This is a genomic window from Pseudoalteromonas sp. SS15, assembly GCF_049257195.1.
Lineage (GTDB): Bacteria > Pseudomonadota > Gammaproteobacteria > Enterobacterales > Alteromonadaceae > Pseudoalteromonas.
In genome coordinates this window covers 514,636-531,767 of the sequence record NZ_JBMMUD010000002.1, presented here as the reverse complement: position 1 = coordinate 531,767, position 17,132 = coordinate 514,636, and the positions used below count along the sequence as shown (strand labels likewise).

General features: G+C 41.6%; 17 protein-coding genes and 1 tRNA gene. 13 read left to right on the top strand and 5 right to left on the bottom strand.

Annotated features, from left to right (window positions below):
- Positions 1-17 precede the first annotated feature (17 nt).
- From miaA to AAEU28_RS06720, 7 genes are all read left to right on the top strand, one after another.
- On the top strand, positions 18-911 hold the full coding sequence (gene miaA, locus AAEU28_RS06750; protein WP_421963489.1) for a tRNA (adenosine(37)-N6)-dimethylallyltransferase MiaA: 894 nt from the start codon (positions 18-20) through the stop codon (positions 909-911).
- 74 nt (positions 912-985) lie between these two features.
- Positions 986-1,255: an RNA chaperone Hfq gene (gene hfq / locus AAEU28_RS06745; RefSeq protein WP_138478010.1), complete on the top strand. Its 270-nt coding sequence runs from the start codon at positions 986-988 to the stop codon at positions 1,253-1,255.
- A 19-nt stretch (positions 1,256-1,274) separates the two neighbouring features.
- Positions 1,275-2,564 carry a ribosome rescue GTPase HflX gene (hflX, locus tag AAEU28_RS06740; RefSeq protein ID WP_421963434.1) on the top strand — a complete coding sequence of 430 codons (1,290 nt, stop codon included), beginning with the start codon at positions 1,275-1,277 and terminating at the stop codon, positions 2,562-2,564.
- 99 nt (positions 2,565-2,663) lie between these two features.
- On the top strand, positions 2,664-3,836 hold the full coding sequence (gene hflK / locus AAEU28_RS06735) for an FtsH protease activity modulator HflK (protein WP_421963433.1): 1,173 nt from the start codon (positions 2,664-2,666) through the stop codon (positions 3,834-3,836).
- 5 nt (positions 3,837-3,841) lie between these two features.
- Entirely contained in the window at positions 3,842-4,723 is an 882-nt protein-coding gene (hflC, locus tag AAEU28_RS06730) for a protease modulator HflC (protein WP_421963432.1), read from the top strand.
- 179 nt (positions 4,724-4,902) lie between these two features.
- Positions 4,903-6,219, top strand: a complete 1,317-nt coding sequence (locus tag AAEU28_RS06725; RefSeq protein ID WP_058030976.1) for an adenylosuccinate synthase — start codon at positions 4,903-4,905, stop codon at positions 6,217-6,219.
- A gap of 120 nt (positions 6,220-6,339) precedes the next feature.
- Positions 6,340-6,963, top strand: a complete 624-nt coding sequence (locus tag AAEU28_RS06720; protein WP_421963431.1) for a tetratricopeptide repeat protein — start codon at positions 6,340-6,342, stop codon at positions 6,961-6,963.
- Positions 6,964-6,989: 26 nt separating this feature from the next.
- Here AAEU28_RS06720 and AAEU28_RS06715 read toward each other — a convergent pair whose 3' ends face one another.
- Complete coding sequence (locus AAEU28_RS06715) at positions 6,990-8,837, bottom strand: cation:proton antiporter (protein WP_421963430.1); 1,848 nt, start codon at positions 8,835-8,837, stop codon at positions 6,990-6,992.
- Positions 8,838-9,088: 251 nt separating this feature from the next.
- A tRNA-Ala gene (locus tag AAEU28_RS06710) sits at positions 9,089-9,164 on the bottom strand.
- A gap of 137 nt (positions 9,165-9,301) precedes the next feature.
- Here AAEU28_RS06710 and AAEU28_RS06705 point away from each other — a divergent pair.
- On the top strand, positions 9,302-9,697 hold the full coding sequence (locus tag AAEU28_RS06705; RefSeq protein WP_421963429.1) for a hypothetical protein: 396 nt from the start codon (positions 9,302-9,304) through the stop codon (positions 9,695-9,697).
- The gene (locus tag AAEU28_RS06700) at positions 9,690-10,196 is read left to right on the top strand and encodes a prolyl-tRNA synthetase associated domain-containing protein (RefSeq protein WP_421963428.1); all 507 of its coding nucleotides are present in this window, start codon (positions 9,690-9,692) and stop codon (positions 10,194-10,196) included. The genes AAEU28_RS06705 and AAEU28_RS06700 overlap by 8 nt, the downstream gene beginning before the upstream one ends.
- Here the strand turns inward: AAEU28_RS06700 and AAEU28_RS06695 are convergent.
- Positions 10,169-11,311, bottom strand: a complete 1,143-nt coding sequence (locus AAEU28_RS06695) for an MFS transporter (RefSeq protein WP_421963427.1) — start codon at positions 11,309-11,311, stop codon at positions 10,169-10,171. The two genes, AAEU28_RS06700 and AAEU28_RS06695, sit on opposite strands and share 28 nt — an antisense overlap.
- Positions 11,312-11,571: 260 nt before the next feature.
- Between AAEU28_RS06695 and AAEU28_RS06690 the strand changes: the two genes are divergently transcribed.
- The 4 genes from AAEU28_RS06690 to AAEU28_RS06675 all read left to right on the top strand — a co-directional run bounded on the left by AAEU28_RS06690 (position 11,572) and on the right by AAEU28_RS06675 (position 14,572).
- Entirely contained in the window at positions 11,572-12,114 is a 543-nt protein-coding gene (locus tag AAEU28_RS06690) for a DUF2058 domain-containing protein (RefSeq protein ID WP_058030972.1), read from the top strand.
- A gap of 54 nt (positions 12,115-12,168) precedes the next feature.
- The gene (locus AAEU28_RS06685) at positions 12,169-12,489 is read left to right on the top strand and encodes a c-type cytochrome (protein WP_421963426.1); all 321 of its coding nucleotides are present in this window, start codon (positions 12,169-12,171) and stop codon (positions 12,487-12,489) included.
- A gap of 131 nt (positions 12,490-12,620) precedes the next feature.
- On the top strand, positions 12,621-13,388 hold the full coding sequence (locus tag AAEU28_RS06680; protein WP_421963425.1) for a class II aldolase/adducin family protein: 768 nt from the start codon (positions 12,621-12,623) through the stop codon (positions 13,386-13,388).
- 8 nt (positions 13,389-13,396) lie between these two features.
- Entirely contained in the window at positions 13,397-14,572 is a 1,176-nt protein-coding gene (locus AAEU28_RS06675; RefSeq protein ID WP_421963424.1) for a mandelate racemase/muconate lactonizing enzyme family protein, read from the top strand.
- 70 nt (positions 14,573-14,642) lie between these two features.
- Here the strand turns inward: AAEU28_RS06675 and AAEU28_RS06670 are convergent, their stop codons facing one another.
- Both AAEU28_RS06670 and AAEU28_RS06665 read right to left on the bottom strand, forming a co-directional pair.
- Positions 14,643-16,271, bottom strand: a complete 1,629-nt coding sequence (locus tag AAEU28_RS06670) for a methyl-accepting chemotaxis protein (RefSeq protein WP_421963423.1) — start codon at positions 16,269-16,271, stop codon at positions 14,643-14,645.
- A gap of 130 nt (positions 16,272-16,401) precedes the next feature.
- Positions 16,402-17,106, bottom strand: coding sequence for a pseudouridine synthase (locus AAEU28_RS06665; RefSeq protein ID WP_421963422.1), 705 nt, complete (start codon positions 17,104-17,106; stop codon positions 16,402-16,404).
- Positions 17,107-17,132: the final 26 nt, after the last annotated feature.

The following is a 17,132-nucleotide window of genomic DNA, read 5'->3' as shown; positions in this document are numbered from 1 at the left end:
TACCTGTCATTACCCTAATGGGGCCAACAGCTGCTGGTAAAACAGCACTGGCAATTGAGTTATGTCAGCATTTAGACACAGAAATAATTAGTGTCGATTCTGCGCTGGTATATAAAGGGATGGACATTGGTACCGCAAAACCCAATGCGCAAGAACTGGCACAAGCGCCACATAAATTGATTGATCTGATTGATCCCAAAGAGAGTTACTCGGTTGCAGAATTTAGACGTGACGCCATTGAATGTATCGATGCACTGCATGCGAAAGGTAAAGTGCCTATTTTAGTCGGTGGCACCATGATGTATTTTAAGGGATTAATAGAAGGCTTATCACCTTTGCCTGAAGCGGATGACCAAGTCCGTGCCCAGTTAGAAAAAGAAGCCAATGAGCTTGGTTGGCCTGCACTTCATGCACTTTTGACTGAGGTTGACCCAGAAGCTGCAGCCAAGATCAGCGAAAATGATTCTCAGCGAATTAATCGTGCATTAGAGGTGTATCGTTTAACAGGTAAAACCATGACAGAGTTGCAGCAACAAAAGCAGCCAGAGTTACCTTATACGTTTCATCAATTCGCCATCGCACCTTCTGACCGTAAAGTCTTACATGACAGAATCGAAAAAAGATTTAAAATAATGTTAGATCAGGGGTTTAAAAATGAAGTTTTGGCCCTATATCAGCGAGAAGACCTACATTTAGATTTACCGTCGATACGTTGTGTTGGATATCGACAAATGTGGGAACACTTAGCCGGCGAATACGATCACGATGAAATGTTATTTAAAGGAGTCGCGGCAACGAGACAACTCGCAAAGCGACAATTAACTTGGTTGAGGGGATGGCCAAATGTGACTTGGTTAGAGACTGATTCGCAAGAAAACTTGCAACGTGTTCTAACTTCGCTAAGCTATTAGTAGTTGATAAATCAAGCTGTTCGAGTTTTCTCAACAAAGAAAATATAATAACACCTAAAACGAAGGATAAGACAATGGCAAAAGGCCAATCTTTACAAGACCCATTTTTGAATGTATTACGTCGTGAACGCATTCCTGTTTCAATTTTTTTAGTTAACGGCATTAAATTACAAGGTAAGATCCAATCATTCGATCAATTCGTAATCTTACTTGAAAATACAGTGAACCAAATGGTTTACAAACACGCTATCTCAACGGTTGTGCCTGCTAGAGCAGTAAATTTCCAATCTGCACAAGGCGGTGATAACACAGATAATTCTGGTAGCGAAGAAGGTAATTATTAATTTTTTAGGAGCATAATGCTTGTTTGACCGTTATGAAGCCGGCGAACAGGCAATCTTAGTTCATATCGACTTTCAAAACGAAGGAGATCGAGAAGATCTCAGAGAGTTAGAAATGTTGGTATCTTCTGCTGGTGTTAGAAGTTTGGCGGTTGTGCAAGGCAGTCGCCAAGCACCGCATGCCAAACTGTTTGTCGGAACTGGTAAAGCAGAAGAAATTGCTGAGATTGTCAAAATCCACAATGCAGATGTCATCATCTTTAATCACCAACTCAGCCCCTCTCAAGAAAGAAACCTAGAGAGTATCTGTAAGTGTCGTGTATTAGACAGAACGACGCTGATTTTAGATATTTTTGCCCAGCGGGCACGTACTCACGAAGGTAAGCTACAAGTCGAGCTCGCCCAGCTTAGGCATATCTCAACTCGCCTGATCCGTGGTTGGACCCACTTAGAGCGCCAAAAAGGCGGAATTGGCTTACGGGGTCCGGGTGAAACTCAGCTGGAAACCGATCGCCGATTATTAAGAGAGCGTATAAAAAGTATACGTAAAAGGCTTGAGAAAGTCGCCACGGTTCGAGAGCAAGGCAGACGTGCGCGTAGTCGAAATGAAGTACCTACTGTGTCTTTAGTGGGATACACCAATGCGGGTAAATCTAGCTTATTTAATTTTGTTACTGATGCCGAGGTTTATGCCGCAGATCAGCTCTTTGCGACACTTGATCCAACGCTTAGAAAGTTAGAAATAGACGACATTGGTCCAGTTATTTTTGCTGATACGGTCGGGTTCATAAGACATTTACCACACGATTTAGTGGCCGCGTTTAAAGCGACACTGACTGAAACCCGTGAGGCAGATCTACAATTACATGTGATAGATGTTGCTGACAACAGAAGAAAAGAGAACATAGAAGAGGTACAATCGGTTCTTAAAGAGATTGAAGCAGATGAAATTCCTCAGCTTTTAGTCTATAACAAGATTGATCTCTTAGAAGATGTTAAGCCAAGAATTGATTTTAACGACGAAGGTGTGCCAATTCGAGTGTGGTTGTCAGCGCAAACTGGCGAGGGCACTGAATTACTACTAGAGGCTATCTCTAAGCTACTGGCAAAGAAAGTGTTTGCTCACACACTTTGCGTACCACCTGCGTCAGGTAAGTTACGTGGAGCGCTGTTTAATTTAAATGGCGTTAAACAAGAAAACTATGATGAGCAAGGCAATTGGCTGCTTGATGTACGTATCCCACAAGTTGATTGGGAAAGATTGAAAAAAGAACAAGGTGCAAATATCGAGCAGTTCATCGTTTCAGATTAAACAAAGACTGTTACGATTTTCTTCGCATAAAGATATAAGTCATGCGAGATATTTGTTAGATTTAACTTAATTCATTTTAGATAACAATGGAGTATAGCTATGGCCTGGAATGAGCCGGGTAAGAATGGCAATGATAACGATCCGTGGAAAAACCGCGGTGGTAAAGATCAAGGCCCACCCGATCTTGACGAAGTATTCCGTAAATTCGGCGATAAGTTTGGCGGTATTTTTGGCGGCAAACCTGGTGGTAGTAACGGTGGTTTAGGCGGTGCAGGTATTACCTTTGTATTGCTAATTGCTATCGTTGTTTGGGCTCTAAGTGGTATTTATACCGTGAAAGAAGCCGAGCGAGGCATTGTATTACAGTTCGGTAAATTCGATCGAATCGCTGAGCCAGGCTTACGCTGGAAGGCAACGTTTATTGAACAAGTGATCCCAATTGATATCGAAGCGGTTCGTTCGTTATCAGCGTCAGGTTTCATGCTGACTGAAGACGAAAACGTAGTGAGTGTTGAGTTTGAAGTTCAATATCGTGTTGTAGACCCAACTCTATATCGCTTCAGTGTGACTGATGCTGACCATAGCTTACAGCAAGCGCTTGATAGTGCACTTCGTTATGTTGTTGGTCATTCACGCATGGACCAAGTATTAACAACGGGTCGTGAAGTCGTTCGTCAACGTACATGGGACGAGCTAAATAAGATTATCGAACCATACAACCTAGGCTTAATCGTAACTGACGTGAACTTTAAAGATTCTCGTCCGCCGGCTGAAGTAAAAGATGCGTTCGATGATGCGATTGCTGCACAAGAAGATGAAGAGCGTTTTATTCGTGAAGCAGAAGCATACGAAAGAGAAATCGAGCCGCGTGCACGTGGTCAAGTTACTCGTATGACGCAAGAAGCTGAAGGTTACAAAGAGCGTATTATCCTTGAAGCACAGGGTGAAGTAGCACGGTTCGAGCAGCTTTTACCTGAGTATCAAGCGGCGAAAGAAGTTACTCGTCAGCGTCTTTATATCGATATGATGGAAGAAGTATTAGGCAACAGTAGTAAAGTGTTGGTTGATGTAAAAGGTGGTAACAACATGATGTATTTACCGCTCGATAAGATCATGCAGCGCAGTGGTCAACAAGGCGCCATGACTTTACCAAATGCGAACGACCTAAATCAATTACGCCAAACTTTAGGGCAGCAGTCACGTAATAATAGTACCGTGAATAGCGCTAGAGACCGTTTTTCAAATGACAGATATAACAACAGTGGGAGATAAGCGTTATGAGAAATTTTAGTTCTATCCTCTTAATTGTTGCCGTGTTGATGTCATTTTCATCGGTGTTTGTTGTTAAAGAAGGCCAAAGAGCGATTGTTTTACTATTCAGCAAAGTGCAAAAAGACAGTGAAGATACTGCAGTTGTATATGGCCCGGGTCTTCATTTCAAAGTGCCTTTCTTTAGCCAAGTAAAGCAGCTTGATGCGCGTATTCAAACGCTTGACGGTGCACCAGATCGTTTCGTAACAAGTGAGAAAAAAGACTTAATCGTTGACTCGTTTGTTAAATGGCGAGTGAATGATTTCAGCGCTTACTACCTGCGTGCGCGTGGTGATAAGCAATATGCTGAAACACTGCTTAAGCAAAAAGTGAATAACGGTCTGAGAACTAACTTTGGTAACCGTACAATCAAAGAGATTGTTTCTGGTGAGCGAAGTGAATTAATGGCAGAAGCATTGGTGCAAGCATCAGAGAGTGCAACTGAACTTGGTATTGAAGTCTTAGACGTTCGTGTAAAACAAATCAACCTACCTAATGAAGTCAGTGAATCAATCTTCCGTCGTATGCGTGCTGAGCGTACAGCGGTAGCTAAAGAGCACCGCTCTGAAGGTCAAGAGAAAGCTGAAACAATTCGTGCAGAAGTGGATCGTCGTGTGACGGTTATGCTTGCTGATGCTGAGCGTAATGCGCGCAGCGTACGAGGTGAAGGCGATGCAACAGCGGCTAAGATCTACGCTGATGCATACAATAAAGATGCGGAATTTTTTGGTTTCGTTCGTTCTTTAGAAGCATATAAGAAAACCTTCAATAGCAAAGGCGATGTTATGGTGCTATCACCAGACAGCGAGTTCTTTGACTATATGAAGGATGCGAAAGGCGCGAAGTAATTAAATAGCGAGAGTATTTCTTAATTAAAAAGCCCTGATTTTTTTCAGGGCTTTTTTGTTGCATTTCAAAACATTGTTTTATTCGTGTCCATAGTACAGAAAAAATACCACTTTTACGGTTATCTTCGTTGTCATTTTCTGGTAAAATCCTCGCCTAATTTTTTCTAAGTGATATTGCAATGGGTAAAAACGTCGTTGTACTAGGCACCCAATGGGGTGACGAAGGTAAAGGTAAAGTAGTTGATCTACTAACAGATAAAGCTTCTCTTGTTGTGCGTTATCAAGGTGGCCACAACGCGGGTCATACTTTGGTGATCAATGGTGAGAAAACAGTTCTACACTTAATCCCGTCAGGTATTTTACGTGACAACGTTAAGTGTGTAATTGGTAATGGTGTTGTATTAGCACCTGACGCGTTAATGAAAGAAGTAGGTATGCTTGAAGAGCGTGGCGTACCAGTTCGTGAACGTCTACTTATCAGTGAAGCATGTCCTCTGATCTTGCCTTACCACGTAGCATTAGACCAAGCGCGTGAGCTAGCGCGTGGTGAAAAAGCGATTGGTACAACTGGTCGTGGTATCGGTCCTGCATATGAAGACAAAGTGGCTCGCCGCGGTCTTCGTGTTGGTGATCTATTCAACCCAGAGCAGTTTGCTGCAAAACTTAAAGAAATTCTTGAGTACCATAACTTCACATTAGTTAACTACTACAAAGTAGACCCAGTTGACTTCCAGAAGACTTATGACGATGCAATGGCTGTTGCTGATATCCTAAAAGCAATGGTTGTAGATGTAACTGAGCTACTTGACCAAACGCGTGAAGCTGGCGACAACATCTTATTTGAAGGTGCTCAAGGTACACTTCTTGATATCGACCACGGTACATACCCATATGTAACGTCGTCAAACACAACAGCTGGTGGTGTTGCGACGGGTGCAGGTTTCGGTCCACTTAACCTAGATTACGTACTTGGTATCGTTAAAGCTTACACGACGCGTGTAGGTTCAGGTCCTTTCCCTACAGAGCTTTACGATGGTCTTGATAAGCAAGATCCAGTAGGTAAGCACTTAGGTGACAAAGGTCATGAGTTCGGCGCGACTACAGGTCGTTTACGTCGTACTGGTTGGTTTGATGCTGTTGCAATGCGTCGCGCTGTACAGATTAACTCAATTTCAGGCTTCTGTTTAACTAAACTAGACGTACTTGATGGTGTTGAAACAATCAAGATCTGTACTGGTTACCAGTTAGAAGATGGCACAGTAACAAACGTTACACCACTTGCAGCTGAAGGCTACGAGAAAGTAACTCCTGTTTACGAAGAAATGCCAGGTTGGTCTGAAAATACATTCGGTGCAACGTCAGTAGAGCAGCTTCCTGAAGCAGCTATCAACTACATCAAGCGTATCGAAGAAATCACAGGCGTACCAGTAGATATCATCTCTACAGGTCCTGACCGTATCGAAACAATGATTGTTCGTAACCCATTTGGTGCGTAATTCAATCTTGTTTAAAAAAAGCTGCTTTGGCAGCTTTTTTTGTGCCTGAATCTTTTCGTGCTGTTTAACTTTGGTATATTTATTGAATGATCTGAGCGTCATTTATATGGGTGAGTGTTTATGTTTCAAAAGCGTCATTTAATCGGCTTACTATTAGCCAGTATCAGTCAATTCTCTTTTGCACAGCCTGAAGAGCTAAAAGCCGTGCCGCTTTACACCCAAGCTGAATTAATTGAGTTAATTAAAAAGAACCAGCATTTAAAACGAGTCAAAGACGATGAATGTCAGCTCGTGCAAGATATCGAAGCACGTGCAGAAACCATGGCTTTGCCCTCGTATCAATTTTTGTATGGTGACATGCTGGCCTATGCAGTGTGTGTAGAGCGCGACGTTGAACTTGGCCTATATTATATGAAACAGGCTGCAGAGCAGGGCTTAGCGTCCGCTCTGGAGCAATTAGGCAGATATTACGATGTGGGACAGCTTGTACAAGCTGATAAGGCAATGGCCATTACTTATTTGCGTGAAGCTGCAGCGCAAGGTGATTTAAAAGCACAAATGCGTTTAGTGCGCTTATTCAATCAAGGTCATGGCAGCCCAAGAGATTATGAAGACGCTTATCGATGGTTATTTCACTCGGTAGTAGCTGACAAAAAAGTTCACAAGCAGATAGAAGTGGCATTGGCAGATCTTGCTAGTAAGATGCCTGCGAGCGTGGTTCGCAGGGCAAGGTTACCAATGTAAAATTGGTAACCTGACTCAATTTACTGTTAACTCACAGCCTCAGATTCATTTTGCAAGTATGAATCTTTCAGTACGCTCATCTTGGGTGGCTGCAGAGCAACGATTTTATCCCCGTCTTTTGGTACATACTTTTGTTCACTTACAAACGGACGAATTTCAATTTGTTCATCATCTTTGGCATTTTCTTCGATAATGAATAGGGGCAGAGCCTCTTTATTTACCTCTTGATATTTTTGCCAATCGAATTCTTCTGTGAGCTTAGTTGCGCTTATCTTGCCACCTTTTGAGATCAGACTACTGAGTTTGGCAAAGCTACCTTGTTCACCAAATAAAATTTGGCGAGATAAAAACGTTGCACTGTCCTTGTTTGCTTTGGCGTGGTTGGTTGAAGAGCGCAGTGAAAATACGCTCTGCTCATTCAATAAATGAGAAAAATACTGTACACCAAGCGCATTATGGTGACGGTTAGGCGATAGAGCTAGCACCTTATTGAGTTGCGTCATGGGTAAGTACCGTTCAGCATGCTCGGATTGTGGGTTGCCGTAATAACATTGTAGGCCGTCCATACGTGCCATTTTACAGTTTTCCCAGGCAGGATCTGATAAATGCACACTGATATTTTGTTCTTGCAAACCTTTACCTATTGCACGTGCAACATGATTAGCACCAATAATCAGCAGAGTGTTTGGACTTGGCTGGCGGACACCTAAAAACTTAGCGAAGGGGGTGGCAGTTAGGCTTTGCAGTACCACGGTGACTATGATGACAGTAAAGATCAGCGGCACGATTTTTTCGGCATCAGGAATGCCTTTTTCAATCATACTTAAAGCAAAAACAGAGCCCACTGCAGCGGCAACGATTCCTCGCGGGGCAATCCATGATAGCAGCACCCGAGATTTAAACGATAAGTCTGAATTAAACGTTGAAAGCGCAATACAAATTGGGCGTGCGACGAAAAGTACGATAGCGATAAAGACTAAGGTATTTAAACCTAGCAGCATAAGATCATTAATTTCTAGCCTTGCTGCGAGGAGGATAAACAGACTAGAGATTAAGATCATCGATAAGTCTTCTTTGAACTCTAGTACAGAATCAATTTCTAGGTCGTCTTGATTAGCCAACCAAATACCAAACACAGTGACCGCTAATAAGCCTGACTCATGGCTTAAATGGTTTGAAAGCGTAAAACTGAATAGAACGAGTGCTAAAATGCCAAACTTATGTAGTTCATAAGGCAACCACTCTTTTCTGATCAATAGGGTGGTGAGCCAACCACTGATAATACCAATGCCAAGTCCAACCCCGAGTGTTGAGAATAGGGCCCACATGGTGTGGCCAAATACCTCGCCACTGCCAACCAGACTGACAGCTTCAAAGACGAGTACCGCGAATAATGCGCCAATTGGGTCGATTACTATACCTTCCCATCTCAAGACACGGTCAATGTCTTGATTTGGTCGCATGGCATTAAGCATAGGCGCAATGACTGTTGGGCCTGTAACAACTAGCACAGCACCTAAAATAGCCGCGACGCGCCAATCTAGTTGTAAAACATAATAACCAGCTAAAGCAATAATGATAAAGGTCGCAAGCATACCTATTGAGCAGAGGTTACGAACAATTTTACCTATGCCTTTTAATTCGCGAAAATGCAGGGTAAGTGCGCCTTCAAAAAGAATAATTGCAACGGATAAAGACACGACAGGGAAGAGTAAATCACCCAGTAAAAGGTCAGGGTCGAGCTGGCCGGTAACTGGACCAAGTAATAGGCCAACTAATAAAAGAAAGAGAATAGCAGGAACTTTAAAGATCCAAGCTAACCATTGCGCAAAGACTGAAAAAACGGCAATTCCAGCAATATAAATAGCTGACATGCACTCTCCTATCATGTAGCCATACGTGAATATGACTATCTGGTTATTGTAATACCACTCCAAAAATAAAAAACTTATTAAAAGGAGCGTTATAAAACAAATATATAACGATTTACAAAGTAATTGTCAGTTAATTTTTTGGCTAAAGACACTCTGTGCTAACCAGCACAAAGCTATAAAGCCATTTAGTTAAACATAGACGTGATTAGGAGAATATGTACTTAAAATGAAGAAATAATGAAGGTGGAAAGTGGTGGAGCTAAGCAGGATCGAACTGCTGACCTCCTGCGTGCAAGGCAGGCGCTCTCCCAGCTGAGCTATAGCCCCACATTCCAGTTTGGATACGCTGAGAAATTTATATTTTTTTTATTTCTCCGTCAATACTGGTGGTAAAAAAATCACAAAGTTTTTGCACGCTTTGTTACACTGACAGTCAAAATAATAAGCATGTTAGTCAGTTTACTATGTTGAAACTCCCTTTTCTGTTCGTACTTATGACGATTTTTTTGTCTGGATGTGTAACAAAGCCTGATGAGCCTTTTAAGGTTGCAGAACAAACATTACACACACGCCTGGCTGATAACGGCTCAAAATTATTTGCCTTCATTGTGACCGTTGAGAAACAAGCTCGGGTGAAGTTAGATACTCGAAAAGAGATCTCACGTACTGAGTTTAAGATGTTTTTAAATGAAGAGCATATCGAAGACTCTCCGGCATTAAAGTTAGCCTTGGAAGAACGTGCGGTACAGCTTCTAAAAACGGCTCTAGACGAGCAGGATTATTGCCAGCAAGGTTATGATATTGAAGAGGTGTATTGGAAAGAGCGCAAGGTTCAGCTAAGAGGTCAGTGTCGTGACTGAAGTTAATAAGTTAACTGAGTTAGAGAGCTTATTTAAACAATTGAATCTCAATGCAATAAAATACCAACACCCGCCTTTAAACACGTGCCAAGATGCAGACGAACTTAATCTCAATCGGGCTGGTGAAAGAATAAAAAACCTATTTTTACGAGATAATTACGGTAAGCGACATTTTTTATTATTGGTGCCTGCTGATTACCTGGTGGACTTAAAAGCACTGTCTAAACAGCAACAGTTATCGCGACTGGGATTTGCATCATCCCAACGGTTAGCTAAATACCTAGGTGTTAAACCTGGCTGTGTTTCGGCATTAGCGGTTTTCAACGATACTGAACAAGTTGTCACTGTGTGGGTAGAATCAAGTTTATGGCAGGCAGAACAGTTTCAATGCCACCCATTTTTCAATGATCAGACTTGGGTGTTAAATAAAGCGGATTTAGAGTGCTTTTTTGAGTACACAGGTCATGCGCCTCAAGTCATAGATGTGCCTTGCTTGTAGTTTGCAAGGCATGCAATAAGCCCGAGTGAGCAACACACTAATAAACAAGCCAAAAACGCGATATAGCCATATTCTTCAAAGATAAACCCGGGTAAGAATGACCCAAGTGCGCCACCGCTGTAATAAAAAGACACATAGGCACCGTTAGTCACCGAAGCGGGTGCGGTACTAATTTTGTTTGCTAACGGCGCTGCAGTTGCGTGTATAACGAACATACAACCACAGAAAAGGGTAAAACTGATAATAAATAAGCTTAATATATGGCTTGTAAGCATGATGTGACTTACACAATATAAAATGAACATCAGGCTCAGTAGTGCCCAAGCGTTTTTAATTTTCTTATTAAGCCATGGCGTGCACGCAGATAAAATTGCTCCGACCAAATAGCCCGTGTAGATAAAACCGATTTCTTTACTATCCGTAATGCCGTATTGGCTTTGTACAATAAAGGGTAAAAAGTTCAGTAATGCGGCAAAGCAAAAAAACATGAAAAATACTGCGACGAATAGGCGTAAAAGAACAGTGTCTTTTAAATGTACTAAATGCAGCCAGAGCTTTATTTTTTGTTTAGTGCTTTCTTCTTTTTTGAGTTGTTTAGGAATGATTAACGCAAGGACAACTAAACTCACACTAACTAAGTAGAAAAAGTTCTGCCACTGCCAAAATGCGGCAAAGTTTGCAGCAAGCATCCTGCCTAAGTAACCCCCAATAATTGAACTACCAATATAAAGAGTCATATTTCTTTGTAATGCATCACCTTTAAAAGTGGTGCCGATATAACTAGTCATACCTATTAGCGCAGCAGGTAATGTAAGGCCTTGTATAAGTCTGCAAATTAATAGTCCTGAGAAGTAATCTGAATAGGCAAAAAGTAAGTTACTTGCGGCAAGGATCAATAAGGCGATACGCAAAATTGACAATGGATTGAACTGGCTCAGCATAACGCCGTAGCAAAGTGGTGCGATGGCAAGTGGCAGCATAGTCACTGTCATTAATGCGCCACTGTTTGCAATTGAAACATCATATAGCTCAGAAAAAATAGGTAACAGAGGTTGAGGGGCGTATAAGACTAAAAATGTACAGACAGAGCAAAGCAGTAATTTAAATAATGACATGGTGTCTGATACCCAAAACAGCGCAAATAAGAAACTATTGTGCTAAACCTTTATAGGCTAGTTAAATATAAAGTTAAATTGCAGAGCATGTTAATGCATGAAACGCGTTAAGTTTAAAGCTTTATCAATTAGTTGGTAATTTTTTGCGCTAAATCACACTTTATTTGCTTTACTTTAGTTAGATTGCAGTTGCACCTCTCTTTGTCGTGTCGTGCATCTGAGTTAATATATTGGGAATTGTATTTTCATGGAGTTGCAGCATGGGTTCTCTACAAGACCAATTACTAAAAGCAGGTTTAACGACTGAGCATAAAGCCAAAGTTGCTAAAACCGAAAAACGTAAAGCACAAAAGAAGAAAAAGAAAAAAGGCGCGACAAGTGATCAATCTGACTTACAAAAGCATATTGAACAAACAAAGCTTGAACAGCAGCGCAAAGCCGAAGAGCTAAATCAAGCTAAGCAAGCTGAGTTAAAAGAGCGCGAGCAAGTTGCCCGTGTTAAGCAAATTTTAGAGCACCACAACCAAGATGAAATTCGTGGTGAAGTGACATTCAACTTTACTTACGACAATAAAGTAAAAGAGTTGGATGTGAACGAGCAAACTAAACAAGCCCTATCAAAAGGCCGTTTAGCAATTTGTGTTCTTGAAGGTAAGTTTTATGTACTTCAAGACGAGCCAGCACGTAAGATCGCTGAAGTTGACGAAAAATACATTGTTTTCCATGTTGCTGACGATACAGCAGAAAGCGATGAAGACGACCCATATGCAGGTTATGAGATACCAGACGATCTAACTTGGTAAAGTCGTGATTGGGGCAAGTAAAGAATTCATATAGTCACACAAGAAGAGAAAATTATGAGTAAAGTAAAATATATGGTTTTAGGTGCAGGCATTGCGTTTACTGCATTTGCAAACAATGCAGAAGCTGCAGACGGTAAAGCGTTATACACGGCAAAAATGTGCCAAACATGTCACGGTGCTGAAGGTAAAGCGCCAATCATGGACGCTTATCCTAAAATCAATGGTCAAAACAAAACATACCTACTTAACCAAATGAAAGACATTAAATCTGGCGCGCGCGCTAATGGTATGTCTATGGCAATGAAGGCGATGGTTGCAAATGTATCTGACGCTGAGCTAGAAGCGATTGCTGATTATTTATCAAAAGTTAAGTAATCCACATTGGATTATGAAAAAACCACCGCATGTCGGTGGTTTTTATTTTATTGAACATCGAACAAGAGTCATTTAGACTTCTAAACTTCTAAATTGGCTGGTTGAGCCAAGTTAATATTTTAAGGCAAATTATGTTTGAACTACCAAAACTCAACTTAAAAGACAAAGTCAGCGAACAAGAGTGGCAACTTCGTGTTGATTTGGCTGCGTGTTATCGTCTAGTTGAGCATATGCGTTGGGGCGATTTAATTTACACGCATATGTCTGCGCGTTTACCGGGTACAGATCATTACTTGGTGAATGCATTTGGTTTGAGTTTTGATGAAGTGACAGCATCTAATTTAGTGAAGGTCGACTTACAAGGAAATATTTTGGATGACACGCCATTTGAAATAAATCCTGCTGGGTTCACCATTCACAGCGCTATTCACGAAGTAAGAGAAGATGCTCACTGTGTGATCCACTTACATACAAAAGAAACCATTGCTGTTGCCAGCCTTGAGTGTGGTCTATTGCCATTAAGCCAACATTCTATGTTCTCATTGCCCTCGCTGTCTTATCACGATTATGAGGGCTTAGCGGTGAATGAAGACGAAAAAGCGCGCCTACAGAATGATTTAGGCACTACCAATCATATGTTGTTAGTTAATCACGGTGGTTTGACCGTAGGTCCAACGGTGGGTGATGCCTTTATGCGTTTTTATGACTTACAGCGCGCTTGTGAAATTCAAGTTGCAATTCAAGCGATGGGCCAAAAAGCCGTGCCTGTGCCTCAACCAATCATTGACAATATTTATAATCAAGCAAATGTCGTTCATAGCGGTAGCACAGGTGGTCAGTTAGCCTGGCCTGCAATGCTGAGAAAAGCGTACCGCCTTGATCCTAGTTTTGCTGAATAGGAGCTAACATGAAAGTAACTCGCGTCGAAGTTTTTGATATCCATTGTCCAGACAGACCAGCTTGGACTCCAGTTTTTATTCGTATTCATACTGATGAAGGTATCAGTGGGGTAGGTGAAGCAGGTCTTGCTTATGACTTAGGTCACAGTGCGGCAGCGAGTATGATCAAAGAAATGGCAGAAGCTTTTCTTATTGGTCATGACCCATTTCAAACAGAAATGCTTTGGTCACGTATGCTACGTGAAAGTTTCTGGGGATTAGGTGGTGGCCCTGTAGTTTACGCTGCGATGAGTGCCATTGATACTGCACTTTGGGATATTAAAGGTAAAGCATTAAATCTGCCTGTTTATCAACTTCTCGGTGGTAAGGTAAACCCAGAGCTACGCACCTATGCGTCGCAACTACAGTTTGACTGGGATGATGAATTCAAAGCCCTTGTGCAACCTCATGAATATGCGGAAGCAGCTCACAAAGCAATTGCCGAAGGATACGACGCGGTTAAAGTTGACCCTATCATGTATGACAAAGACGGTAATACCTATTACGACCGTACTAAGCTTATCTCTCGCGCTGAAATGAAATTATACCGTGCACGTATGGCGGCTATTCGTGAAGCGGTAGGTGACGAAGTGGACATTATTTTTGAATGTCATAGCCTACCAGGGGCAACATCAGCTATTCAAATTGGTGAGATCGCAGAAGAGTTCGATTGTATGTATTACGAAGAGCCGGTGAATTACTTAAACCACTCTTTACATGCGAAAGTTGCCGATAAAGTGGCAGTGCCAATTGCTGGTGGTGAGCGTTTATATAACCGCTGGGGTGTACGTCCATATTTAGAAGACCAAAGTGTTGATGTATTACAGCCAGACATCGGTCTATGCGGTGGTTTTACTGAAACGAAGAAAGTGTGTGATTACGCGGATATCTTTGATGTGCGTATTCAAGCGCACGTATGTGGTGGTCCTGTTGCCACTGCGGCATCGCTTCATTTAGAAACGGCGATTCCTAACTTCTTAATTCATGAACACCATACTTATGCGATTAAGAAATGGAACCGTGAGTTATGTATTCAAGATCCACAGCCTAAGAATGGTGTATTCAAAGTATCAGAAGCGCCAGGTATCGGTATTGAGCTAAATGATGAAGTGGTTATGCGTTCTACACGTGTTGAAATTAAATAACGGCTTAAAAGTTTAAATTAAAAAAGGGTCACATTTGTGACCCTTTTTTAATGGCTTAAATTGATATGAATTAACTAAATTTCGCCATTTCATGTTCTAGATCTTTGGTTAGCCCTTTAATGCTATCGGTAGAGCTGTGCGCATGATGTGACACATTCGCTGTTTGTGCTGCGGTATCAGAAATGGTGACCACACGTTGTGCGGTATCTTCACCCGCTGCGAGCTGTTCTTTTGCTGCATGAGCTATTTGGTGGCTCATTTGTGATATTGCCCCGAGCGATTGCGCGACCATTTGCAATGCATCACTGGCGTCTTTTGACATGCTTACTGTTTTCTCAGAAGTTTCAACGCTCAAGCTTACCGAATTTTTTGCCTCTTGTGTTGCAGACTGAAGGTTGCCAATCATAGTATGAATTTCTTCGGTGCTAGACTGGGTGCGCTGGGCAAGTTGTCGCACCTCATCAGCAACAACTGCAAACCCTCGACCTTGTTCTCCAGCTCGGGCAGCTTCGATGGCCGCATTTAGAGCGAGTAGGTTAGTTTGCTCGGCAATGCTTTGAATAACACTGAGTACATTGGCAATATTTTTAACTTCATCGTCAAGGATACGAATGTTATTACCAGCGCTGTCAATTTGTTGCTCCAATAAAGCAATAGCTTGCGCTGCTTCTGATGTCTTCTTATCTGCATTTTGACCTTGCTGCTCAGCTTCTTGTACTGAGTATGCGGCTTGTTCTGCGTGTTCAACAACGGTCTGTGCTGATGCGGTTAGCTCGGTAATTGCTGAGGCAACCATTTGCGTTTCTTCACTTAAACTTCTGGTTAGTTTTTCTAGCTCTTCAGAGCGGGCTTCTCCGTCATGACTCTGAGATTGCAATTCATTACTCACATGTTGAATACCATCAACAACGCCTTTAAGGCCTTGTTGCATGTATTGCATTGCGGCGATAATGCTCTCTTCGTTTGCATTATTAGTTTTAATCTCAGTACTTAAATTGCCTCTGGACACTCGTTTAACGATTGCGAGTACTTGATCTAACTCAGCACCTAATTTATTTGAAAGTCCCAGACCGAATTTAGCTAGGGCAAATGAAATCGCTGTGGCAATAATCAATGAAATTGTTAACAGCCATTGCGCAGTATTCCAATAACGCGCTTCGGTTTCTTTTGAACTGATACCTGTGCCAATATACCAGCCAAACAAACGTGTTTTTTGCACCACTGAGGTAATATCAACAACTTCACCTCCTTCAATTCTATCCCAGTGATAGGTGATAATTTTACCTGTTTGATTGCCTACTTCTCGCTGTACTAATGAACCAATACTTTGATTTTTTGTATCTCTGAATTCATGAAAACTGGTCCCATGTAATTCGGGGTCATGAGGCGCGGCGAGAAAGTCTAAATTGTTGTCTACTACATAGACGTATTCAGAATCATGGTATTTATTTTCACGTAGCATTTCGGTGGCCAGCTTTTTAGCTTGGGCTTCATCTAATTCACCTTTTTCTACGTAATATTCAAATTGCTCTACGATGTTGACCGTGCTTTTCATGAGCTGATTGATGCGCGCAACATTATCGTTTTCACTAGCGTGTTTTAAGGCTTGTAAACCAAACACAGCAACAATTAAAAGCGATAAGAAGATAGCTGCAGTAAATAAAATTATTTTTATTCTTAAAGTAATACCTGACAGCACGACGGACTCCTAACAAAATTCAGTCTTTCATGTCTATCATGATTATAGGGTAGATGTTAAGCGGGGATTGCGAATAAGCAGGATTTATGAGGTGATATTTTTTCATAAACCCTGCATATTTATGTGGTTATCAGCCAATTAACTGAACTTCTTGTTCGCTTAATAAGCGGTATTCACCGGGTGAAAGCGTTTCATCTAACTCAATACCACCAATGTTTTCTCTATGCAATTCAACGACTTTATTGCCAACGGCAGCAAGCATTCGCTTCACTTGGTGGTACTTACCCTCACAAATTGAGAGTCTTAAGCTGTAAGTCGCTAAGCGCTCTGCTTTTGCAGGTAAAGTTGCATGTTTTTCACCATGTAGCATGACACCTTCCTCTAGCTGAGAAAGCATTTCATCACTGATAGGCTCTAGGGTTTCAACTAAATAGGTCTTAAATTTCTGCTGCTTAGGAGAAGTTACTTTATGAGACCAATCGCCATCATTAGTAATCAGCACTAAACCTGTGGTGTCTATATCTAAGCGACCCGCAACATGAAAGTTTTTTAAGTTAGGTTCATCAAGTAAGTCGAACACTGTTGCATGCATGTCATCATTATTGGCACAAATATAGTCTTGTGGTTTATTCAACATGTAATAGCGAAGGCCAAGATAAGCTATGTGTTCACCTTGCCATTCGACATGATCTTCAGCTTGCACTTGGTGATCAAATTTAGTGATTTGTACTCCGTTTACGACTGCATTACGTTTTTTTATACCCGCTTTGACTTTGGTGCGAGGAAGTTCAGTAATGTGACTAATAAATTTATCTAAACGACAAGGAAATTTCATGTTAAATCGCTCTGTAATGCATTGTA